Below are 23,473 nucleotides of genomic sequence, written 5' to 3' on the forward strand. Positions count from 1 at the left end.
GACAATCATCAAATCCCCGGCATTATCATCCTCCTCCCATAATACCGCAGTTACGGGATAAACAACAGCTTTGCGAACGTTAAATATCATCCGCGCAACACGTTTGTATTTTATTATTATTGTCATTATCTTGATCGTGGATAATTGTTCAAAATACCTTTAATGAGCTATGGGTGATCCTGTAGATGAGATACGTCAGACCGGTACTTCGGTACCGCAGGATGCAGCAGCGCTTGAGCCTCTTTTTAAAGCGTGTTATGCCCTGTTGCTGTCGTATGCCTGTAAGTACGTGACCCGCGAAACAGCAGAAGATATTATCCAGGACGTATTCATTCAACTCCACAAAAAAGGCCCTTCCCTCCATATCAATTCCAGCATCAAGGCATATCTTTTCCGCAGCGTACATAACGGTTGCCTCGATCATATCCGGCGGGAAGCTATCCATCAACGTTATATCAACGCCACAATTCCGGGGCTGAGTGAAGCAGAGCTGGACTATTTCAATCCGGACGGGCCGCGGCAAAGCCTGCTTCAACAAGATAACCTGGCTGCCAGTGTCTGGCAGGCCATAGAAGCACTGCCGCCCAAATGCCGCGAGGTAGTCAGGCTGCGCTATGAACAAGGCCTTAAAACAGGCGAAATATCAGCAACAATGGGCATCTCCACCCGCACCGTGGAGACTCAACTGTACAAAGCCATTAAACAACTGCGTGCCCTCATACGCAAAACCAGCATTTTCCTCTTTGCGATTGCTCTTTTTTAAAATGGATATATATTATATTCCCGTCCCAGGGCTGAAGCCCTGGGCTACGATTTGTTCTTGACTATTTTATGGAACCTGCCCCTAACCGGTGGTTTTAAAGCCCTAACATGCTGTAGAGGCGATTAATTTCCCAATTGTGGAACGGACATTCAAAACCAGAACTAATCGTCACCCCAAGGCTTCAGCCCTGGGCTAAGAAAAAAAAATTTCCAAAATCTGTACGTAGTTCCTATTCCTTTCTCGTCTAAATAATATGAAATGGCACCTAATAATACTAACAGGTTGGATTATACGATATTAATAAAGTTTATCGATGGCCAGGCCAGTCCTGCAGAAACCGCTGAGGTGGCCGCCTGGCTGGATGCAGCACCCGGCAACCGTGAGCTGTATTTCCAGGTCAAGGACATATTGGACCAGCAGCGGGTATCGGCTGTGACCAGGGATGAGACTGACCAACGCTGGCAGCAGATAGCTGATCAGCTGCAGGCGCCTGTGCCGGTACGACGCCTCCACCGGCTGAAGTACGCAGCAGCCGTATTGGTGCTGGTGGTAGCCGGCGGCATTGCCGCCTATGTGTTGACACGGTCCCCGAAACAGGCGCCGTTCATCACCCTGGTGTCGCAGAAGTCAACGGTACAGCAACTGCTGTTGCCCGACAGCACGCGCATCTGGATAAAACCGGGCAGCCTTCTCCGTTATCGTAAGGTGAAAGACGGACTGCGGGAACTGTGGCTGGACGGCAGCGGTTATTTTGAAGTAGTAAAAAACACAGCAACGCCTTTCAAAATACATACGTCCGGTATCGACGTTACGGTATTAGGTACCTCATTTACAGTGAACAATGATCAACACAACACCAACGTAATAGTAAATACCGGCATGGTAAAGGCCAGCACGCATGAGCAGGAGATGCTGGTCCGGCCGGGACAGAGAGCAACGGTAGTCAACAACGCCCTGCAGATGGACAGCGTCAACGCACAGCTGTTCGCCGCCTGGAAAGATGGGGATTACAAATTTGAAAACACCACCGTGGAAGAGCTGAAGGAATTACTACAGCTCAACTATGGGTATGAAGTCAATGTACTGCAACCGCACAAATTCCGCAACACCAGCATCAGCGGCCGCATGCTGATAACAGATGCACAGAGCCTGTGCAAATCGCTCTCAGGCATGCTGGAAGCCGATGTCAGCAAAGATGGTAACCGGATTATTATTCAACCAAAATGAGTCATCACGTTTTAAACAACAAACAGATTTAGCAACATCATTTTTTAACCAGAAAAAACTATCCGAATTCCCAATCGCCGCAGGTGACCCTGCGGGAACAGTGACTTTTTTTTTCTAATGGAAAGGAATTTCTCCGCAGGCCGCGCGATCCTGCGGCAGGTAGCTCCTTGTCATTCACATATCGCTTTATGTAGTCTTTAACCAAAATTTTACCCGTTATGAAATTTGGATCTCTACGGCTTTGCCTGAAGGGAATGGCCGGCCTATGTCTATTGCTGGGCATTTCAACATCTTCCACGCAGGCACAGGACGCAGTAGCCGGCGTACAGACGCCACCGTTACCACAACACCAATACCGGAAACCAGGCAACACAGACACCAGTCCCGCCAGCCAGGTACTCTCCCTGAGCAATGCCCTGGAAAAAGTGTATACAAAATACCAGCTGCGCATAGCCATGAATGAAAAATATGCGCGGAATATTTTTGTGCCCGACAAACTGCTGAACAGCGGCGCTTCCGCAGCCATCTCCTCACTACAGAAAATATTGCAGTCATACGGCCTCACGCTTAACATGACCGGTCCCTCACAATACATCATCACGCCGGTTGAGCCTCGTCCGGCTCCCGCACCCAAACCACCGGCCAAGGTCCGTGTATCCGGCACCGTGAAAGATAAACTCGGCGCGCCTCTGGTAGGCGTGACCGTGAAAATCATCAAAACGCCCGTCGGCACCACGACCAATGACAGAGGTTTTTATGAGCTGGACGCAGAGCCGACCGATACCCTTGAATTTTCCTACATCGGCTATCAGACCCAACAGATCAGCGTCCGCAACAGGTTAGACATTAATATCGAAATGCTGGCCAAAGAAGGAGGGCTCAACGAAGTAGTGGTAGTGGGTTTCGGCGCACAGAAAAAAATCAGCCTCGTGGGCGCGCAATCTACCATCAAACCGGAGGAGCTGAAGCTGCCGGTAAGAAGTCTCACCAACGCCCTCGGCGGCCGCCTGGCAGGCATCGTGGCCGTACAACGCAGCGGCGAACCGGGCTACGACGGCTCAGATATCTGGATACGCGGCATCTCTACTTTCGGCTCCAGCCCACGCGGGCCACTCATCATCGTTGACGGCGTACCTGACCGCAGCATCAATGACCTCGACCCGGAAGACGTGGAAAGTTTTACGGTGTTAAAAGACGCTTCCGCCACCGCCGTATACGGCACCCGTGGCGCCAACGGCGTTATCCTCGTCAACACCAAAACCGGACGCCCCGGCAAACCACAGATTAATATAGAATTCAATCAGGCCATCACAAAATTTACACAGCTGCCAAAATTCGTAGATGCGCCCACGTTCATGCGCCTTTATAACGAAGGACTGCAAATGCGTGGCAGGACGCCCCTCTACACAGAGGAGCGCATACAGAAACATATCACCGGCGAAGACCCTGACCTGTACCCCAACGTGGACTGGTTTAAAACACTGTTCAACCAGTTCGGCCAGAACAGAAGGGCCAATCTCAATGTGCGCGGTGGCTCCGAATTCGCAACCTATTATATCTCCGCAGGATATTACTCCGAAGTGGGCATGTTGAAACGGGACAACCTGCAATCCTATAATTCCTCCATTAAACTGGACCGCTATAATTTTACGACCAACGTAGACGCCAATATTACCAAGACGACCAAACTGGAACTGGGCGTTAACGGTTTTATCATCAACAGCAACTATCCCGGCATTGGTACCGGCGACTTGTTCAACCTCGCCACGCAGGTGCCACCTCACCTGATCCCGCCGCAATATTCCAACGGGCAATGGCCTAAGATACCCGGCGGCAGCTACCCCAGCCCGTACCGCAATTTGACACAGTCCGGCTATGCAACAGAGTATCGCAACACCGTCCGCTCCAATATCAGGGTACGGCAGCAACTCGACTTTGTACTGAAAGGTTTGTCCTTCACCAGTATGTTTGCATTTGACTCCTACAGCTGGAATAACCTCAACAGAAAAAGGGAAGTGCAGACCTATTATGCCACCGGGCGCGATTCCGCCGGTAACCTGCTGACCCGCATCGTGGACCCGGGTTCCAACGTACTGGGCTTTGAAGTGTCCAGAGGTGGCGACCGGCGTTTCTATACTGAATCAGCACTGAACTATGCCCGTAAATTCGGGGACCACGACGTGTCAGCATTATTGCTCTATAATCAGTCTGATTATATCAATGCAGATGCCGGTGATCTCATCAGCTCCATTCCTTTCCGTATCAGAGGTCTAAGCGGCAGGGCCACCTATGGCTACAAAAGCCGTTATTTTGCAGAAGCGAATTTCGGTTATAATGGCTCTGAGAACTTCACCCCTAAAAAACGTTATGGGCTCTTCCCTTCGTTTGGCGCCGGCTGGGTGGTGTCTAACGAACATTTCTTCGAACCGCTCAGCAATGTTATTTCCTATTTCAAACTGCGTTACACCTATGGCCTTTCAGGCAACAGCAACACCGGCTCCCGTTTCCTCTTCCTTACCAGGATAAAAAGCAGTGGCGACCTCGGTTATACGTTTGGTGTTCCAGGCAACACCACCTCATTCAGTGGCCTGCAGGAAGACCAGATCGGTTCCGAGGTAAGCTGGGAAACCGGCAAACGGCAAAACCTGGGCATCGAGGTAAAAGCCTTTAAGGACGAACTGTCTGTTATCGTTGAACTCTTTAAAGAGAGAAGGACCGGCATCCTGTTGCGGCAATATGACATCCCTTACGCTTCCGGCTATACGTCAGACAACATTCCCTATCGTAATATCGGTATCACCGAAAACAAGGGAATTGATGTGACCATAGACTACAACAAGGCATTCTCCAAAAATTACTGGGTAGCATTCCGGGGCAATTTTAACTTCAACATCAACAAAAACGTGTACGACGGCCTTCCACCGTGGCAATACCCATGGCTCAACCGTACCGGCCACACCATTGACCAGCGTTTCGGTTATGTGGCACTGGGACTTTTCTCTGATTCCGCAGATATCCTTAAATCGCCCAAACAGGCCGGCGACGTGCGCCCCGGCGACATCAAATACGCAGACCTAAACGGCGATGGCATCATCAACAGCTTTGATCAGCAGGCCATCGGTTATGGCCCCGTGCCCCGCATCGTATATGGCCTTAACTTCAGTGTTGGCGCCAAAGGCTTTGACCTCAGCCTGTTCTTCCAGGGCGTGGCCATGGTGGACTTCATGTACAGCGGCGGTCATGGCACCAATCCGTTTTATGAAGGCCCCACTATCGGTAACCTATATACGGTAGCCACCGACCGCTGGACGCCGGACAACTCCAACAGCCAGCCTTTCTATCCACGTATGTCAACCCGTCAGGATATCACCACCAACTATTACGCCAGCACCTGGTGGCTCAAAAGAGCGGACTACATCCGCCTGAAGAGCGCCGAGCTGGGATATACCTTCAGCATGAACCGGCTGCAGAAATACGGTTTAAAAAACCTGCGCGCCTATGTTAACGGCACCAACCTCTTCACCATTTCGCCCTGGAAGATCTGGGACCCTGAATTGGGCGATGGCAGAGGAACCGCCTATCCCAACACCACTTCGTACAACTTCGGCATCCGCGCCAGCTTCAAATAAAACCTAATATCATGACCCATTCATACAAAAACATACTGCTGTTGTTCCTGCTGGTACTGTGTACGGCAGGTTGTAAAAAAGGTTACCTCGATACGGTGCCGGACAATATCACTACGCTGAAAGACGTGTTCACCAACCGTACCATGACAGAACAGTGGCTTGCGCGGCTGTACAATCCCATGCCCGACATGTGGAACCAGCCGTATGGCGTTCCATGGACAGGCCAGTGCGATGAAGCCGACTATGCCTGGGTGCAGCCCGGCATCAACTCCGGCGCCATCACCCCCGACAATGCCAGTCCGTCGTATTGGAACAGCTACTATCAAACTATCCGGCAGGCGGCCATCTTCCTCCAGAACGCAGACCAGAACCAGGAGATCAAAGCATTGCCCGACGGTAACAGGCTGTTGAAACAGTACAAAGCAGAAGCCCGTTTTCTGCGCGCCTACTACTACTGGCTGCTGATGCGGCAATATGGCCCCGTTGTGCTGATGGGCGAAACGGCCAGTCTTCCCGAAGACAATTTCCAGATACCCCGCAGTCCGTGGGACGACTGTATTGGCTTCGTGCTTTCCGAAATGGACAAAGCCTTCCCCGACCTTCCGGTGCAACATGTGAACCCGGTAGATCCCACACAGCCCGACGTAACGCAGACAGGGCGTATCACACAGCCTATCGTGCTGGCGGTTAAATCGCAGATACTATTATATCATGCCAGTCCGCTGTTCAATGGCAACAAGGATTTCGCCTCTTTTACCAACCAGGACGGCACCGCACTGTTTAACCAGGCTTATGACAAAGAGAGATGGAAACAGGCCGCCGATGCAGCCAAAGCGGTGATAGACCTCAATCGCTGGGATTTATTTACCGTCTCCGATCCCGATCCATTCCGGGCCGCCTTCCTCTCCTGCCGCAACCTCTTCTTCGATGGCTGGCAGAAAGAAGCCATCTGGATACGCACCTCTTCCGGGCATGTCAGCAACTGGGAGCGCCACTGCTCTCCCCGCTGCGCCAATGGCCAGGGCTGGAACGGTATCGCGGTCACACAGGAGCAGGTGGACATATTCCGCATGGCCAGCGGCAAAACGATCAACGACGCCGGCAGCGGCTATTCCGAGACTGGTTTTACCACCACCGCTACGCCTTACTATGTTAACGGCACTTACAATATGTACACTAACCGTGAAGCACGGTTTTATGTAGATGTGACCTTCAACGGCTCCACTATCCCTGTTGTTCCGGAAGCAGGCCAGACAAGAGTGGAATTTTTCTTCACCGGCAATTCCGGCAAAAACGGCGCTCCCCGCGACTGGCCCTCCACTGGCTATACCGCACGTAAAAACATCCATCCCAACAACGATTTCAGAACAGGGAGGAACTTCGCGCGGCCGGCAATGATGATACGCCTCGCTGAAATTTATCTTAACTATGTCGAAGCGCTGAACGAATATACGCCCGGCCACGCCGACATTCTTAAATACCTCAACAAAATCCGCAACAGAGGCGGTCTTCCAGACCTGTTGCCCGGACTCTCACAGGACGAAATGCGGGCACAGATACGGCTCGAACGCCGCATTGAACTGATGTTTGAAGGGCACCGTTATTGGGACGTGCGCCGCTGGAAAGTAGCCGACAACCCCGATCAGCACCAGGGCGGCGCCTTCCATGGCATGAATATCGAAAAAGGCAGCTCCTTGTCCGATCCTGAGTTTCATAAAAGAGTGACATCGTTCACAAGAGCAGCATGGCAAAACAAATTTTATTTCTATCCTGTGCCGCAGAGTGAGATAGACAGAAACAAAAAGCTGGTGCAGTTCCCCGGATATTAAGAGCGGTAATAAAAAAGCCCGCCCGGAACGAATCCGGGCGGGTTTCTAATAAAAACGCGTCTTCAGGCGTTCAAAAAAATCTGAACGAAAAGACTGTAGAGCATCTTTAATATTCAACAGGATATCGGTTTATCGACATTCCTCCAACGATGCCAAGACCGTAAAGGATATTGTTGAATACAATTACTTTCTCCGATAATATATTGTCATTTTTTTCTTCTGCCATCATTGAGCTGTACAAATAGTTGTAACTGGCATAGGTTAAAGTTGTCACTTCAATAACTACCGGGTTCTTAAAGCCGAGCCAGCTGGTAGCGATAAAACTCAGGCGGTGCCTGCGACCGTCTAAAAGCTGATCATCTATGAATACTTCCTGTCGTTCTTTTTTCCCAAACATTACGTCAGACGGGTCGGAAGACTGGATGGGCAACTGGAGCAGTGATTTGTCAGTACCAACATCGTCGTGGTTTAGGTGTTCGTATATTCTGACACGGTAATAGTTCTTTATTCCCGGATCGCCCTGTATTTCAAAGCTCACATTCGCTTTAGTCTCCCGTTGATTATCAGATATTTTTTTTACGCTCATTTCACCTACAGCAACCGGCAATGGTATCGCGTCAGCACCTTCTACCGCCGGAATGTCGGGAGCGTCGGGAAGTTCGGCTCTAACAAAATATTTAAAGCCGGGTTTCGCGCTGAAAGTGCTTAGATAATACGCATAATTTCCCTGTTTATGCATCGTCATGGTTTCCTTAAAGGCATCGTTTTCGTACAAGAACACCCCTGCATTGCTTATTGTCTGTATGCTCCCCGACGGGACAGGTGCGTTCCCGATCTCAATATATTTCGACATCAATATTTGAGCGGTGATCAGGCTGTCCTTAGCCATCAGCACATTCATCACCAGTTTATTGCCCTCGTCCGGGATAGTTATTGTCACCTGTTTATTACAGCTGCCGGCTACCGCTGCCAACAACAACAGCATTAGTCTTATTTTCATGATTTAAAATTTCAGCTCATATGAAACACTGGGAAGAACAGGCACCAGGGAAACCGCATTCAGGGTTACTTTAGGTTGCTTTTTGTCAAAACTCTCCACATAATAGAAGAACGGATTAAACCGGTTATAGGCATTTAACAAACTTACATTCCATGTCCTTACAAGTCCGTTTTTTTTGTATTTGATAAAACTAACGCCCAGGTCTAAACGGTGATATGCCTGTATACGCGTATTGTTACGTGCACTTACATAGTCGATGTGGCGGGAGGTACCCCAGTTCCCTGTGCTGGAAACGGGGTCCGTGATACCAAAATAGGACGTCAGCGGGATGGTAAAAGGAGCCGCGCTCTGATAAGTCCAGGAGCCGGACAACTCTATACCTTTGCGCAGCCTGTAAATCGCCACGATGTGAAAGTCATGCCGGCGATCGTATTTATAGGGAAATTGCCTGCCGAAATTTACCTCCGGAAGCCGGCGGTTGGCCCATGCCAGCGTATATCCTACCCACCCGGTCAGCTTGCCGGTTTTCTTTTGCAGCAGCAGTTCCATTCCGTATGATTTTCCTTCGCCGGCTGTCACATGCTGTTCCCAGGTATCGCCTTTAGCAGCCGTCAGATAATTGGCCCCTTCTTTATACTCAATCACGTTGTGCATGTATTTGTAGTAAGCTTCTGCCGAAAATTCAAACTTCCCGCCAAACAGAAAATGCGTAACGCCCAGTGCGTACTGGTCAGCATCCTGGGGCTTTACCTTATCGGTAGCAGGCACCCAGAGATCTGCCGGCAGGGATATGGAATTGTAAGCCAGCAAATGGATGTACTGGGTCATCCGGGTATAGGAAGCCTTCAGCGCCCAGTCTCCGGGCAACAGGTAGCGGGCGCTCAGCCGGGGCTGTACAGACCGATAGTGGCGACCCTGCACGTTAAATCCACTCACATGTAACCCCGCATTCACCTTCAGCCTTTTAGATACTTCCCAGTCATCTTCCGCATAAAGGTTCATTTCCAGTGCATAGATGCCGTGGTTATTGTTGGAAGAATCTGCCAGCACCTCGTCATTTTCAGTTTGCCTTGATTCCAGTACGCCCGGTGTAAAAACGCGGTACATCACCTGCGCTCCCGCTTTGATGGTGTGCGCGGGGTTTAACTGATAGTCTAAATCTATTCTGCCGCCCAGGTCCCGGATACCGGAATTCAATTTCTGGTGATCTGTAAATTTGGTGGACGTTGCAACACCCACCTGGTCAAAGAGCGACCGGAAACGATAATCGCTTCCCATCAGCATCACATTGGAAAACAACTTCGGCGAGTACACATGGTTCCACCGGATGGTGCCCGTATAGTTACCCCAGTGTATGCTGGTGTTAGACACATAATAGTTGAGAGCGTTCACACTATTGAAATCCACTTTTGTCGCCATCTTATCGCGGCCGCCATAGAAGCTGAGGTATAATTTGTCTTTGTCCGAAAATTTATGATGAAGTTTGGCGTTCACATCATAAAAGTTCAGTTTGAATTTACCCGGATCACTGAGCTCTTTTTGGTTGTTCAGGTATATTCCGGCGGCGATGTCAGGGTATGATCTGCGGACAGATACCACAAAAGTTGTCTTCTCCTTTTTGATGGGCCCCTCCAGCATCGCCTGCGCTGAAAGCAGCCCCACAGAAAAATTTCCGTGTAGTTGGTGCATGTCTCCATCCTTTGTGGAGATGTCCACCACTGAGGACAGCCTGCCGCCGTAGCGCGCCGGGAATGCCCCTTTGTAAAGGGTCACATCTTTCAGTACACTGGTGTTGAAGTTGGAGAATAAGCCCATCAGGTGTACGGGGTTGTACAAGGGTGCGCCATCGAGCAAAATAAGGTTTTGGTCAGGAGTGCCGCCGCGTACCAGCAAAGCGCTGGTAGCTTCGGTGCCTTGTTTAACACCAGGCATCAGCTGGAGGGTTTTGAACAGGTCCGGCTCCCCGAGAAGGCGGGGCGCCGCCTGAACCAGTGATGCCGATATATTCACACGGCTCATCTGGGAAGAGGACACGATATTGTCTGTCCCTACTCCCCGGATAGTCACTTCCCCCAGCTGGCTGCTGAGTGTCTTTAGGCGGAAGGAGAAACTCCTGGTGTTTTCCATGGTCACGAATGTGTCCAGGCGCTGATATCCAAGATATGACAGCTGTATCCTGACCGTGTCTGCCGGCAAGGTAAGGCTGTAGAACCCATAACCATTGGTAACTGTGCCTGCTTCAAATTGAGGCGCCACTAACGATACGCCGATCAGTCTTTCACCGGACACGGCATCTTCGACGTATCCGCTAAGCGTATGTACCGCCTTGACCGCCGGTCCGACAATGATCTGCCCTCCCCGTCTTTTGAAAGTGAGGGATGTTCCTTTCAACAGGTAGGTAAGCATCGTTTCCAGTGGCGCCTCTTTAAAGCTGTGTGCTTTAATGGTTATTCCCTGTACTCTTGTGTATTCATAGGATATTTGTACGCCGGTTTGCCGTTCCAGTATTTTCAGCGCCCCTTCCAGCGTAGTGGCGGGGATGCTGATACTGAACCTGGCATCGTTTTGCTGACCGGCGGCTGCCAGTCCGCAGACTAAGAACAGAACGGTTAAAAAATGTCGCATTCATTGATTTTTGACAAACACAGCTCTCCCCTGCCGCCTTCAGGGCGGCTTTGTACGGGTGGAGCAAATGCAGTTACTGAATGATTATTGTTGTATACCGGTAACGGTTATACGGTCTTTACTGATCGTGTAGGTCATACCACTCAGGTCTTTTAGCATTCCGAGTGTTTCCTGTAATGGCGTGTGGGCGGCAATCCGCAGGTTAAAACGATAATTGGCCATCAAGGCAGTATCATAGGAAACCTGTACCCCGTAATGATTCTGGAGGATGCGGGCCACCTCTGCAAAGGAAGCGTCCAGTAATGTCAGATCGCCATTCCGCCAATCGTCGACCGGGCCGTCCGTCCGTGTAGCCGTATGCGTTCCCAATTGATATACGATCTGCTGGCCGGCTTCCAGTACGCCCAGCACCGTAGTGCTGTCCGCCACCTGTACCTTTCCCGAGCGAACGCTCACCTGTACATACCTCGTTTCCTGATATGCTTTCACACTGAACTCCGTGCCCAACACTGTCGTTCGTATGCCAGCAGGAGTGCTGACCATGAACGGTGCTGATGCGCCTGGCGCCACCGAGAAATAGGCGAGGCCGTCCAGTATCTGCACGTCACGGCTTTTTTTGCCGAAAGCTTCCGCGTAGCGCAGCCTGGAGCCAGGCTCCAGCCACATGGCAGAGCCGTCAGGCAATGAAACATGCAGCACATTTTTACCGGCCGGAGCAACTATTTCTGTATAGCTCACCGGCACCGGCTTGCCCCGCAGGATATAAAAAAGGTCGCCTATGGCGATCAACAGCAGTATGGCCGCCGCTATCTGCCAGTACAGCCGCCGCACCGGCTTCCTCTCCGGCACCGCCTCCGCTGCACCGATTATCTCAAAGATCCCCGCCTTCATCAGTTCCCGCGTCGCCTTTCGCTCCGCTTCGTCTTCAAATACACGCCCTTCGGCCGGAAAGGACGCATACCACCTGTCGAGTACAGCACGCTCTTCCTCGGTACAGATACCCAGTGCATGCTTTTCAAGCAATCGATCGATGAGTGATTTATCAGGGTGGCTCATATGCTGTTGTTTAATAGACAATTGTCAGGTTCCGGTAGTACTATGCCGATGAAAAAAATTATTCCAAAAAGAAATTACCCAGTCCTTCTCTCAGTTTCTTTAGCGCGGATGAAAGCTGGTTTTTAACCGTTTGTTCCGACAGGCCGTGCTTTTCAGCTATTTCGCGGACAGACAGCCCGTGGTCACGGCTCTCGATAAATACCTGCCGCATCTTATCGGGTAACCGTTGCAACTCCCTGCGGTAACTGGCCTCCAGGTCAGCGCCGGCCAGTGTCTCCTCTGTGGCATGCGTGATCTCCGGTATTTCCCGCCCCGCCAGTTGACTGTATTTATCTCTTGCCTGTTCTGATTTGAGGTGGTTGAGCACCTTAAACTTTACGGCCGTGCGAAAATAGGCTTCCACCGATTCGGTGATATGGATCTGTCCTCTTTTCTGCCAGCAGTAAATAAATACTTCCTGTACAATATCTTTTGCGGCGTCTTTGTCGTACAGCCGCCAATAAGCGGTTTCATACAGGGTTTCCCAATAGCGTTCATATAATTCTCCATAAGCAGGCAGACTGTCCTGACGGGCCAGCTGCCATAATTCGGTATCCGTTGTGTCTTTGAGGATAGATGTTGACATGTAAATGGGCAAAATCAGGCGCGAAGGTAGTTTGTTATTTAGAAAAGAGGTAATAATTATCTTGTATAACGTCTACGGATATACAGAAAAACCCACCGGAAAGAATTCCGGTGGGTATCTTACAAAAAAACTGCGGCCTTAATTCCAAAAACACTTCTCCTGAATATAAGAGCGGAAAAAGCACACATTGGCATCTTACCTGTTTTTACTACATACATTCAGGCGTGGACGCTTGATAACGCTGATTGATAAGCATGGTTTCCGTCGCCGCCTTCCTGGCAGCTTTATTGAGCTAATACATCGGCCAACATTCCCGCATTCGGCAGATAAATGTTGTCCCATTGCTTAATAGACAACTGTCAAATTCCGGTAGTACTATGCGGGTGAAAAAAATTTCTTCTTTTTATTAATGACAGGTCGCCGGGAAGAAAACCCAACCGGGTCAGCACCTTTTCTTCCTCCAATGCCATTGTAATGCTAAAACAACAGCACAGCGGACAACGTAAATAAAAAAAGAGACCTGAAAGGTCTCTTTTTTTATTTACGTGCATTTATAAGGAATGATATTCTGTTAGTTTAAAACATCAGGCGCCGGCAGGAGCCAGTTGCTGGTCTTTTTTCCTCCCTCTCATATATACCACGAGTCCTGTGAAAGCGATTATCAGTATAACCGGAATGATCATGGTGGTATTTAATATTTCAGGTCCGGCAGCTTTCTTTGCCTCAGTCAACGCGGATGCCATGGCGGAACCGGGAGGTGCTTCGTTATACAGTTTCAGATCAGCTCCGGCCGGCAGTTTTTGCGCCAGCAATGTATCATAATGACCACCAATGAACATCATGTACAGGGATACGGCAAACATACCTGCTCCTCCCATGAAGTTCAACCCTACAGCGCCGGTACGTGGCAGATTCTCCGATACAAACCCCAGCATGGTAGGCCAGAAATAACATACGCCCACCCCAAATATCAGCGCGCCAACAAAAATCATATTACCGCTGGTATGCCCCAGCAAATAGATCCCCAGGGCGGCAAAAACAGATGACAACAACAACACGCCCTGCGGAGACAACCGGTGTACTACCGGCTCGGCCAGTCCCCGTCCTATTACCATCACACCGGTAGTAAGTGTAAGAATCAGAATGGCATTGCTGGTCACATTTCTCAGCAATACATCGATCCATTGATTGGTAAATAATTCTGTGATGGCTGTACCAAACATACATACCATCATAAAGATAAAAAGCGGATTTAACAAAGACCTGTACATATCGCCGGTAGAAACACCTGCCGCAATACGTTCGGTAACCGGGAACTTTAACCTGGAGAAAAGATATCCGTAAATAAGCGTGGGAATAAGCATAGTGGCCACCTGCACCTTCCATCCAAGGCCCATTTTATTAAACGCCAGTACCACCAGTGTTCCGATCACTATCCCACCCGGAAACCAAAGGTGAAAGTGATTCAGCTTCGTGGTTTTATTATCCGGATAAATAGCCGCCACCAGCGGATTACAGGCTGCTTCCACGGTACCGTTGGCCACCCCGATAAACAGCGTGGACAGGAAAAGCGTCCAGTAGCCGCCAGCTACAATAGTAAGCAGAATTCCCAACAGGTGAAATACAAATGCAGTCACCAGCAGCTTCTTCATCCCGATGATGTCTACCACCATCCCCCCGATAATTACCGCCAGAGGAAAACCCCAGAAAGCGGAAGCGGAAATGATGCCAAGTTCACTTTTACTCAGGTTAAATTCGGTCCCCCAGGTATCCAGTAGCCCTGCACGGATACCAAATGACAGTGAAGTAACAAGTAGCGCGAAACAACTGGCCATGAAAAGCTGGCCGCGATGAATATTTGGTTGCATGTTAAGTGTGTTTTATCGTGGTAAATGGTAATAAAATCGTCATAACGTGGAAAGCGTGTCTATTGCTGTCGGCAGGGAATATTGCGCTACTTCATTCTTTATTGGACTGATTGTCTGTTTCCAGTTCGAGGGCCCGCCGGCAACGGCTAAATGACCGGTCCGGCAGCGTGCATATGTTTTTCCATTCAATTCGGGCGCCTATATACCTGGCAAATTATTCCATACAAGTATAGTAAAAGTTTTTCCTTTTACATAGCGGGACCATTTTTATTTTCATTTTTTGTTAAACACGCACTTACTTAAGCATGCAACCGACTAATGGTTTCTACCATGGAAAGTCAACACGTTTCCATCTGGCGGCACTAACAGTATCCGGATTAAAAGGTTTCCGGTCCCATACATAGTCTACATACGAAGGCTTACATGAATTGTCCTGATCACTTACCGAGTTAAAAATAATCTTGTTGTTTTGTACAAGGTTCGATGCGGATTGGGGATACAGGCAGCTCCCGTTATGAGGGGAATATTTAATGGCTGCATAAATCGTTTCCGGCACATTAGGATTAACATTGGAGAATGAAGTCCATACAAGTTCCGGTGTATAATACCTGAACATACTAAGCGGATCATAATCATACTTTAACGTTAGCACCGGATTTGATGACAGGGCGGTAGCCCTATAGGTAGGATTGGCCGGACTGGTGGTTGCGTTATAAATGCCACAACTGGCGGAAAAGCTGTTAGTGTCTTCCATTACCGTAGCCGTAAGTGTACCGCTGGTCATCAACGGCACGTCGAAACTGACAGATATATTCGAACCGGCGCCCACATTTACCGTCTGCCAGCCCAGGAGCGATGATCCGGATGAACTGCTTTTTATTTGTATCGTAAAAAGTTCGGTATTGGCGGTATTATTAGTGAAATGTACGGTAGCCACCCCGTAACCGGTAGAGTAAATATAGTTTACATAAAGATCTGTTACCGCTGCGTCTGAAAGAAGGCTTGTGCCGGTATGGCCGGCCAATGCCGTCCGGACAGCCATGCCGGCTTTCTGTTGAATTTGCATTTCAGCAGGTTTACTACAGGAAAACAGTGCCAGTACGGCCACTGGAATGAGCAGATACATTTTCATGGGGGATATTTTTTTGTGATGAATTAATTGACAATATTCCAACACACCTCAATCCTATCGGGCAACTATGCAACACGGCTAAACGAAGTTAGCGGTCTCTGACTGGTAACTTCACCACATTCTTAGCAAAGACAGATGTTTTCTTTGCCCAACCTGCTATTCCGGCTACAGCGACAGCGTTTTGCTGAAATTAGACAGGTGATAAAAAAGACAGGAAAAAACGCCCTTCATCATCTGCGGCACAGCCCGTAACTCACCATGCAGGCCAATTTTACCTGTAAGAAATTTGCTGTAATTTCAATAAAACACTATTTTTAACACCAACACAACGATCGTATTTTTATACACGTATTATCTTCGATAGAACTCAACGGTAACCATTTTTAATTTTTAACCATGTCCCAAACCCTTTCAGAAGAGCAGTTTTATGCCGGGCTACGGCATTTGCCCAAACCCAGGTATCCGTTTCCGGATTTTATTCACCCGGACGTTCAACAACAACGGCTGGAATATTACAATTGGATTGACAGAGAGTATACCTTTCATAGCGAAGCCGCCCGGGAAAAGCACAAACAGCATAACCTGGCGGATATCGCCGCCCGGGGATGCCCGTTCCTGAACACCCTTGCCGAATTACGCCCGCTTGCCAACTATACAGCCAATGGCGCTATGATGGATGATTATTTCGACCGTTGCTCGCACCATGAAATGCAAATGGTAACGAACCGTATCAAGAATATCCTATCGGGAGAAGATATCAGTGAGCCCGCCGACATGGGAATATTTCACCAGTTTTGGGTGCTGCGGCAAGATGCCATTAAATGCGTACCGGACCGGCACTACCGCAAATACATATCCGCTATACACAATGTATTCGTTGGTTATACAGAGGAGAGAACATATTACAGGGCCAATACGACGCCACCACTGCCCGTTTATCTGGTTATCAGGCTGCATACCAGCGGAGGACTTCCGTATTGCAAATATGTGGCCATGCAGAAAAACTATCGTGAGCTGCCGGACGACGTGCTGGAACATCCACATATCCTACGCCTCCACGATCTCTGCTCCTGGATGATAGGCATGCATAATGATTTTATTTCACTGCCCAAGGAACTGCATCGGGAAGGAGACACCATGAACCTGGTAAAAGTGATACAGCATGAACACAACATACCGCTCCATGAAGCCTACATGGAGGCGCTGAAGATCCATGACAGCTACCTGGATGAATTCAGGCTGTTACATCAGCACTTGCCCTCTTTCGGGGAACTGCAGGACACTGTACACAACTACGTACAGGACCTGGGCATCATGGTAGCAGGTGTTTATGCGTGGCATATCAACGATGTGTCCCGCTATGTGAACGGCGGGTACGTGGATGGAGAGTACGCCAGTAAGGAATCTTAGGCGTTGGGGCAATCTCTTCGGTCCATTGCCTGTAGCTACTTTATCAGATCGTTCGTATATTGCATGTTGATGCAGTGACCGCTCATTTAGATTAAAAAATAATGATCATCTGGATTAATGGCGCATTCGGAGTTGGTAAAACACATACCAGCTATGAGCTTTGTCGAAGAATCGACAACGGATTTTTATTTGATCCCGAAAAGGTGGGATATTTTCTGCGAGAGAATCTGCCACGGGCCAAAGAATACGATGATTTCCAATATTTGCCGCTCTGGCGCAGACAGGTATTGGAGAACCTGATCTATTGCGAAGAAAAGCAGGTCAATACCATCGTTCCTATGACGATTGTCGACGATGAGATCTTTGATTTTATTATCGGTGGCCTGCAGTGTCAGGGAGCAGATGTCAGACATTTTTCATTGATGGCCGGCAAGGAGACCATAGAAAAACGATTAACAAGACGGGGCGACAAAAACGCCTGGAATTTCAAACAAGTGGACAGGTGTTTGTCTGCGCTGATAAAACCCAAATACAATATGCATATTGATACCGATAAATACAGCATTGACGAAGTAGTGGAATTAATAGCGGACAACGTTCAGCTGACACTTTCAACAGGAAGACTAAAGGGGGTTTTAAAAGGCATAAACCGGATAAGAACGACCCTGAAAAATATCAGGCAAGGCTTATAAACCGGTAAATGAAATAATTATGAGATTCAGTATTCTGGCTTTTTTCATCCTGCTGGGCCCAGGTTCCACAGTGGTTTGCCAAACAGTTCCCACTAAGACAGACAACCCGCTAAAAACCCGCCTCGACAGCACCATACATCAGGCAGTATCCGGGCATTTGCAAAATCTCCCTGCCTATGATTTATCAATCGGAGTATATTTGGAGGAACATCCCCACCAGTATCATTATCATAAAGGAGCAGGTAAACTGCCGACAGGTGACAGCTACTATGGCCTGGGGTCCATTGCCAAAACATTCTCCGGGTGGATGCTGGCCAATGCAGTTGTGGAAGGGCGAGTGAAGTTAAATGATGATATCCGGAAATATTTACCCGGCGCCTACCCGAACCTGGAATATAACGGTCATCCGGTGCGTATGGTCGATCTCTCCAATCACACGTCCGCAATGCCTGCAATGTCCAGAGAGTATGCCGATGAATTTATCGATAGCATTGCTAAACTCCCACGCCAACAGCTTGCCGCGTTTTTTAAGGGATATACCGCTGACAGCCTTTTTAAAGATATGCACCGTTTTAAGCTGGACACTGTACCGGGCACAAAATACCGGTACAATGGCAACGCCGTTATGGTATTGATTGCCATACTTCAACATATCTATCATCGTCCATACCCGGAATTGATTAGCCAGTATCTTCATCAGCAATATGGCATGGACCATACTAAACCTGCTTTGACCAAAGCGGAGGAGAAAAACCTGCTAATGGGGTACGATGTCACCGGTAAGGAAGCACCTTTAACAGTTGATGAAGGCTTCAGAGCTGCGCCTTCTATGATATCCACTCCCAATGACATGTTAAAATATATCACAGCGAACCTCGACTCAAATAATACTGCGGTCCGATTGAGCCATCGGCCAACATTTGTTGCTCCGAATGGCATGGCAATCGGCTTAAACTGGATGATGGGCAAAGAAGCTGACGGCTTGCCGTTCATCATGCATACAGGTCGTGATGGCGCCGGATTTACCTCCCTGTGTTATATCTATCCGGGTAGGCAAGCCGGCATCGTGATTCTGGTGAATGTCGGAACAGGAGAAGACAAGATAACATTGTTAAAGAACGATATCATTACGAAAATATTCAACTGATTTTCGGTTACCGAAGCACTCGAAAATATGCCGCACCGGCCTACCGCTGTAACAGAACATCCAATACCACGCAGCTAAACCTGATACCGGGATCATCGACCTCCGTAACAACAAACACAAATTGCAGTATATTTTCCGACAGCTGATGCACAGTGGTTGTAATGTCGTAAGGCACATCAACGGGCATAATACGCGTGGGATGAATGGCAGCGCTATCTATCACAGGCTTTGTTTCCGGTTGCTGCCCCCGCACCTCCTTTATCCAATTTTCCACCTCCAGGTGGAACAGCCGGAACAGGAGTAATGCCGGCACGCAGGGATAGCCATCGAAATGGCCGAGGCAATGTATTTCATCTACAGGAGCTAACCGGGACACATAATGCCAGGCATTCTCAAAAGATATACGATTGATAACAGGAAGGGGCACCGATTCGTCCTGCACCGGCTTTCCATCACTTTTCAGGAAAGCAAACCTGTTCTTAAAGTCCGCTTCATTCCACATATAATAATCGAAGACCATCTCATAGACCATATCTCCCGCATCATCGCAAATACGCATAGTGCTTTTCCGCTTTCTTTTGCTGATCTCCTGTGTATGAAGTACCACTTTTAAAGATGTATCTGCCAAAAAGTTGCCGGTACGTATGCACCGGAACCGCTCCGCCAGCATATACTGGTCGGTGCCGGCAGCATACAGGCGGCAGGCATTCCACGCTTCGACCGACAGGCATTGCTGGACCATTGCAGCAAACTGACTACCTTGAAACTCACAGGTAGGCCCCAGGTCTACCTCGAGGTATTTCCCCCTGGTCACCATAGCAGCAACCGGCAGTTGGAAAAAGGGAGGCCGCACACCGATATGAATATTTCCTACCGGTGCCACCGCTTCCTGATATATCCTGAAAACATACTCACAATTGCTGTTCTCATCTACCGCAGACGCCACTGTTGCCACCTTCCACCCCGGTGCTGCCACATCCCGTATCCCTTCCAGGAACGGCAGTATCACCGGCCATTTCAGGAGATGGGTTATTTGCAGTCGCTGACTGATCCGATGATAACGGTCTGTTCCGCGGACAGTGAAAACCACTTCAGCTGCCGCATAGCTATTGACCTCGAAAGTAAATTCAGGGCTAGCGGTAAAGATGGCAGCGATAACAACCTCTATAACACCTCTGGGACCGCGCTCCAATAAAGGATACGCCTCCATTATTCTGGCGGCTTTGTTCCTGCCCAGCGTGTGTATCAGTGAAGAAGAAAGGGCTTCGGCCATATCAGGTCCATTCAGCGCAACCGCCTGCTGTAGCAGCAAACCATAAAAGGAAGCAGTGATCTCTGACATCCCCTGCATCAGCTGTTGTAGATTCCCCGGGGAATACCGGCTGAACACAGCAGCTGCATCCATATCCGGATGATAACTATCCTTGTTTCTGAGAGCGAATAATTCCTGCGCAAGTGCGGACAACGGATATTTTTCAGGAGACATGGTTACAAATATTAGACATTAAAAAATAGGGAAACACAGGCCTCTTACGAAGCTATGGCCGCACCATGCACTTTAGACAGCAGTTGGAATATGCCGTACCACTTCAGCAGCTGTTAATAACTTTGAACAAGTTACTGTCCATTGTCCATTTTGTTAGATATGCTAATTGTTACCCCTTTTTACTATCTTAAAAAACCTGACTATGAAAAAGTGCAATGCGGTTGTCACAGCAGTCGGCGGATACGTCCCGCCTCACATCGTTTACAACGAAGAGCTGGAACAAAAAATGAATATCCCATCCGGGTGGATTCCTAAATATCTTGGTGTTAACGAGCGGCGGTATATCCGGGAGGAAGGCGTCGGCACTTCTGCCATTTGCGTGCAGGCAGCCCTTGAAATCTGCCGTAAACGCGGCATACAACCATCAGAACTGGATGCCATTGTACTGGCCACGGCCACGCCGGATATGATCACGCCTTCCACCAGCAATATTGTTGCCCGTGAAATCGGCGCCAACAAAGCCTGGGCTATCGATATCAACGGGGCCTGCAGCGGTTTTCTCTCCGCCCTGGATATAGCCTCCCGGTATATAGAGCAGAACATATACCGTTACGTGCTGGTACTGGGAGCAGATAAAATGAGCAGTATTATCGGCGGCCAGGACCGCATCACCACATGCCTGTTTGCCGACGGCGGAGGCGGCGTGTTACTGGAGCCCGGGCCTTCCGACAGCGGGATACAGCACAGTTTCCTTCGTACAGACGGCAGCGGCGCCGACCTGCTGTACGTGAAAGCCGGAGGTTCGCGCTGGCCGTCCTCTGCAGCCACGGTCAACAACCAGGAACATTATCTGTACATGGACGGCAAAGCTATCTTCGATTATGCAGTATTACGCCTCACGGAATCCATTACCAATACGATGGTGAAAAACGACCTGTCAGCACAGGACATCACCTGGCTGGTGCCCCATCAGGCTAATCAGCGGATCATTGACCGCACGGCGGAAGTACTGTCTTTTCCTGCTGAAAAAATAATGCGGAACGTTGACCGCTACGGGAACACCACTTCCGGTACAATTCCCCTGTGCCTGTGGGATTATGAATCACGCCTGAAAAAAGGGGACCGCCTGCTGCTTGCCGCTTTCGGCGCCGGCTTCACCTGGGGAGCATTGTATATGATCTGGGGATATGACGGTCAGGGGTAGTATGAGTTTATTCTTTACTATCTTTGCACTCAAAATATAAGATAAAAATCCCCGCTAATGCAAATATTTAACGGACGTTTGTATCCCGAAGAAATTATACCCTATCTGGAGCAGTTCGATAAAGAGGGTTATACAGCAGAGCTGAAAATCCTCATTGAACAAGGGTTTCAGAAGATCAGCCAGCATCCCTCCACGGCGTTGTATACCTGTTGTATTGCAACCGACATCTATAAAATGGAAACAACCGTCTCTTTCGATGATTTTGACACCAGCGGACAATACAGGAAAAGCCTGTTTGCGGCTTTAGAAAAGCGGTACCGCCAAAAACTCGAACAAGGGAAACTGACCAAAAGAGACCGAATACCGGATATGAATAACATACCACGTAATTACGATGAACCGGACAAATATGCTTTCCCCCGCATCTCCAGTATAAAAAACACCTCCATCCCGAAAAATTTCGAGTTTTATACGCAAAGGAAATGCTGGTACGAGATCTTCCCGCTTCAGCAGGAGGTGCTGCAGTATGCCATCGGGCAACTGCACGTTTTGCCTAACCTGCACCCTTCCTTCGAGATGTTTTTTATTGGCATGGAGTCGAAGGAAGGGTTTATTTACAAGAGGTGACAGGACGCCATCGGGTGATGTCAAAATTTAACGACTGACCAAAACGCTTTCTTGGGTTGCAACTCCTTGTCGAACAGCAATGGATAGTCTTTTCTGCCACGCACCGGAAAGTTGTCCAGCCAGCTATACCGGTCGGAGATATTCCAAAACGTTACACCCGTCAGGACATCGCGATACTTGCGAAAAGATGCAAAACACCGGCGGTACTGCTCCAGCTGTTGCAGCTCCTTTGCTGCGGTAAACACCGTGGCGCTGTCGCCCGCTTCCCGTTCCCTCATCTCATGTTCCTTCGGATACACGGAAACATCAAATTCAGTAATCTGTATTTTCAGTCCCAGTTTCGCAAAATCTGCCATCGTTTTATCCAGCTGCTCCGCCGAAGGTTCATTTACGGCCCAATGCGCCTGCAATCCCACGCCATGGACCGGCACTCCTTTGCTGATAAGGCCGTTGAGCATACGGATAATTTTTTCCCGTTTTACGGTGTTTATCTCATTGTAGTCATTATAAAACAACAACGCATCAGGGTCTGCTTCATGGGCCCACTGAAACGCTTTCTCAATGTATTCTTCGCCACAGATCTGGTACCACAATGAATTACGGTAAAACTCATCCTTACGGTCACTGATCACTTCATTGGCCACGTCCCAGGCATATACGACGCCTTTATATCTCTTTACAACAGTGGTAATATGTTCTTTCAGGCGTTGTAACAATACGTCTTTGGAGACCTGTTGTCCGCCGGCATCCTTAAAAATCCATCCCGGGGCCTGATTATGCCAGACCAGGGTATGCCCCCTGAGCTTCATTCCATTATGGCGGGCAAAAGCTGCGATAGAATCAGCATCCTTCCAGTTATACAGCTGCTCCCCCGGATGAATTACGCCCATCTTCATAGCATTCTCCGGGGTAATGCTGTTAAATTGCCGGACCACCAGTCCGGCTTCCTCTGTATGCAGCGCACGCGCTGAAACGGCCACGCCTATAGGAAAATAATCCCTGTAATAGTCTTTTAGTCCTCGTGCCCCCGGCGCAACAAAAGAATGGGCCCGGTAGGCCACGCAGGAAAAACTTATGGCGACGGCCAGTAAAACAATAACAACGTGGCGGATATACTTCATATGTTGCCTGGTTCAATTAATTATTTACGAAA

At 49.1% G+C, this 23,473-nt stretch carries 17 protein-coding genes; 9 read left to right on the forward strand and 8 right to left on the reverse strand.

All coding sequences use genetic code 11. From position 1 onward, the window contains the following. The first annotated feature begins 169 nt into the window (after positions 1–169). From ACTJJS_RS32330 to ACTJJS_RS32345, 4 genes are all read left to right on the forward strand, one after another. Positions 170–763: an RNA polymerase sigma-70 factor gene (locus ACTJJS_RS32330; protein WP_168873337.1), complete on the forward strand. Its 594-nt coding sequence runs from the start codon at positions 170–172 to the stop codon at positions 761–763. 258 nt (positions 764–1,021) lie between these two features. Further along, positions 1,022–1,990, forward strand: a complete 969-nt coding sequence (locus ACTJJS_RS32335) for a FecR domain-containing protein (protein ID WP_440668055.1) — start codon at positions 1,022–1,024, stop codon at positions 1,988–1,990. A 218-nt stretch (positions 1,991–2,208) separates the two neighbouring features. Beyond that, positions 2,209–5,619, forward strand: a complete 3,411-nt coding sequence (locus ACTJJS_RS32340) for a SusC/RagA family TonB-linked outer membrane protein (protein WP_440668057.1) — start codon at positions 2,209–2,211, stop codon at positions 5,617–5,619. An 11-nt stretch (positions 5,620–5,630) separates the two neighbouring features. Continuing rightward, a complete protein-coding gene (locus tag ACTJJS_RS32345) occupies positions 5,631–7,448 on the forward strand; it encodes a RagB/SusD family nutrient uptake outer membrane protein (RefSeq protein ID WP_440668059.1) in 1,818 nt (605 codons plus the stop codon). A 106-nt stretch (positions 7,449–7,554) separates the two neighbouring features. Here the strand turns inward: ACTJJS_RS32345 and ACTJJS_RS32350 are convergent, their stop codons facing one another. The 6 genes from ACTJJS_RS32350 to ACTJJS_RS32375 form a co-directional block, all read right to left on the reverse strand. Then, on the reverse strand, positions 7,555–8,448 hold the full coding sequence (locus tag ACTJJS_RS32350) for a DUF4249 domain-containing protein (RefSeq protein ID WP_440668061.1): 894 nt from the start codon (positions 8,446–8,448) through the stop codon (positions 7,555–7,557). 3 nt (positions 8,449–8,451) lie between these two features. Next, a complete protein-coding gene (locus tag ACTJJS_RS32355; RefSeq protein ID WP_440668062.1) occupies positions 8,452–11,073 on the reverse strand; it encodes a TonB-dependent receptor domain-containing protein in 2,622 nt (873 codons plus the stop codon). Between the two features lie 84 nt (positions 11,074–11,157). Continuing rightward, on the reverse strand, positions 11,158–12,129 hold the full coding sequence (locus tag ACTJJS_RS32360) for a FecR family protein (protein WP_440668064.1): 972 nt from the start codon (positions 12,127–12,129) through the stop codon (positions 11,158–11,160). Between the two features lie 58 nt (positions 12,130–12,187). Next, a complete protein-coding gene (locus ACTJJS_RS32365; protein WP_440668066.1) occupies positions 12,188–12,754 on the reverse strand; it encodes an RNA polymerase sigma factor in 567 nt (188 codons plus the stop codon). 584 nt (positions 12,755–13,338) lie between these two features. Continuing rightward, positions 13,339–14,622 (reverse strand): MFS transporter, encoded by a 1,284-nt coding sequence (locus ACTJJS_RS32370; protein WP_343745686.1) that lies wholly within the window; start codon positions 14,620–14,622, stop codon positions 13,339–13,341. Between the two features lie 325 nt (positions 14,623–14,947). Then, complete coding sequence (locus ACTJJS_RS32375; RefSeq protein WP_440668067.1) at positions 14,948–15,754, reverse strand: hypothetical protein; 807 nt, start codon at positions 15,752–15,754, stop codon at positions 14,948–14,950. Positions 15,755–16,150: 396 nt separating this feature from the next. Between ACTJJS_RS32375 and ACTJJS_RS32380 the strand changes: the two genes are divergently transcribed. The 3 genes from ACTJJS_RS32380 (at position 16,151) to ACTJJS_RS32390 (ending at position 19,003) form a co-directional block, all read left to right on the forward strand. Continuing rightward, positions 16,151–17,164, forward strand: coding sequence for a terpene synthase family protein (locus ACTJJS_RS32380; protein ID WP_440668068.1), 1,014 nt, complete (start codon positions 16,151–16,153; stop codon positions 17,162–17,164). A 101-nt stretch (positions 17,165–17,265) separates the two neighbouring features. Then, positions 17,266–17,856, forward strand: coding sequence for a tunicamycin resistance protein (locus tag ACTJJS_RS32385; protein ID WP_440668070.1), 591 nt, complete (start codon positions 17,266–17,268; stop codon positions 17,854–17,856). A 19-nt stretch (positions 17,857–17,875) separates the two neighbouring features. Beyond that, a complete protein-coding gene (locus tag ACTJJS_RS32390) occupies positions 17,876–19,003 on the forward strand; it encodes a serine hydrolase domain-containing protein (RefSeq protein ID WP_440668072.1) in 1,128 nt (375 codons plus the stop codon). Positions 19,004–19,043: 40 nt separating this feature from the next. Here the strand turns inward: ACTJJS_RS32390 and ACTJJS_RS32395 are convergent, their stop codons facing one another. Next, a complete protein-coding gene (locus tag ACTJJS_RS32395; RefSeq protein WP_440668073.1) occupies positions 19,044–20,489 on the reverse strand; it encodes a hypothetical protein in 1,446 nt (481 codons plus the stop codon). A 202-nt stretch (positions 20,490–20,691) separates the two neighbouring features. Between ACTJJS_RS32395 and ACTJJS_RS32400 the strand changes: the two genes are divergently transcribed. Both ACTJJS_RS32400 and ACTJJS_RS32405 read left to right on the forward strand, forming a co-directional pair. Further along, positions 20,692–21,693 (forward strand): beta-ketoacyl-ACP synthase III, encoded by a 1,002-nt coding sequence (locus ACTJJS_RS32400; protein WP_440668075.1) that lies wholly within the window; start codon positions 20,692–20,694, stop codon positions 21,691–21,693. A gap of 57 nt (positions 21,694–21,750) precedes the next feature. Then, positions 21,751–22,320 (forward strand): hypothetical protein, encoded by a 570-nt coding sequence (locus ACTJJS_RS32405; protein WP_440668077.1) that lies wholly within the window; start codon positions 21,751–21,753, stop codon positions 22,318–22,320. Positions 22,321–22,340: 20 nt separating this feature from the next. Here the strand turns inward: ACTJJS_RS32405 and ACTJJS_RS32410 are convergent, their stop codons facing one another. Continuing rightward, on the reverse strand, positions 22,341–23,441 hold the full coding sequence (locus ACTJJS_RS32410; RefSeq protein WP_440668079.1) for an endo-1,4-beta-xylanase: 1,101 nt from the start codon (positions 23,439–23,441) through the stop codon (positions 22,341–22,343). Between the last annotated feature and the right edge of the window lie 32 nt (positions 23,442–23,473).

The organism is Chitinophaga sp. 22308, assembly GCF_052045305.1.
Lineage (GTDB): Bacteria > Bacteroidota > Bacteroidia > Chitinophagales > Chitinophagaceae > Chitinophaga > Chitinophaga varians_A.